1 protein-coding gene is annotated in these 1176 nt (G+C 66.1%); it reads left to right on the top strand.

Going from position 1 to position 1176, the window contains the following annotated elements:
- Positions 1-1176 (top strand): serine hydroxymethyltransferase (gene glyA, locus KZZ07_RS26570; protein WP_219519916.1); only part of this gene is annotated, 1176 nt, incomplete at both ends.

Here is a 1176-nt window from a genome sequence, read left to right as displayed (position 1 = left end):
CTCGATCACCGGCGAGCTTGGCCGGCAGCGCGACGAGATCGAGCTGATCGCCTCCGAGAACATCGTCTCGCGGGCGGTGATGGAGGCGCAGGGCTCCGTCATGACCAACAAATACGCCGAAGGGTATCCCGGCCGGCGCTACTATGGCGGCTGCCAGTGGGTCGATGTGGCCGAGAACCTGGCCATCGACCGCGCCAAACAGCTCTTTGACTGCGCCTTCGCCAATGTGCAGCCGAATTCGGGCAGCCAGGCCAACCAGGGTGTCTTCCAGGCGCTGATCAAGCCCGGCGACACCATCCTCGGCATGAGCCTGGACGCCGGCGGCCACCTGACCCACGGTGCCAAGCCGAACCAGTCCGGCAAGTGGTTCAACGCCATCCAGTACGGCGTGCGCCAGCAGGACAACACGCTGGATTACGACCAGGTCGAGGCGCTGGCCAAGGAACACCAGCCCAAGATGATCATCGCCGGCGGGTCCGCCATCCCGCGCCAGATCGATTTCGCCCGCATGCGCCAGATCGCCGACAGCGTCGGCGCCTGGCTGCACGTCGACATGGCGCATTTCGCCGGGCTGGTGGCTGCGGGCGAACATCCCTCGCCTTTCCCGCATGCCCATGTGGCCACCACCACCACGCACAAGACGCTGCGCGGTCCGCGTGGGGGCATGATCCTCACCAATGATGAAGACATCGCCAAGAAAGTGAATTCGGCGATCTTCCCCGGCATCCAGGGCGGCCCGCTGATGCATGTGATCGCCGCCAAGGCGGTGGCCTTCGGCGAGGCGCTGCGCCCGGAATTCAAGACCTACCAGCAGAACGTGATCAGGAACGCGCAGGCGCTGTCCGATCAGCTGATCAAGGGCGGGCTGGACACGGTCACGCATGGCACCGACACGCATGTGGTGCTGGTCGACCTGCGGCCCAAGGGCGTCAAGGGCAACGCCACCGAAAAGGCGCTGGGCCGGGCGCATATCACCTGCAACAAGAACGGCGTGCCGTTTGACCCGGAAAAGCCGACGGTGACCAGCGGCATCCGCCTTGGCAGCCCGGCGGGCACGACCCGCGGCTTTGGCGAGGCCGAGTTCCGCCAGATCGCCGACTGGATCATCGAGGTCGTCGACGGCCTGGCCGCCAACGGCGAGGACAACAACGGCGCGGTCGAAGCCAAGGTCAAGGC

It is taken from the genome of Mameliella sp. CS4 (assembly GCF_019392335.1).
Classification (GTDB): Bacteria; Pseudomonadota; Alphaproteobacteria; order Rhodobacterales; family Rhodobacteraceae; genus Antarctobacter.
The sequence above is the reverse complement of the archived record's forward strand: the minus strand, read 5'-3'. Positions and strand labels throughout refer to the sequence as shown.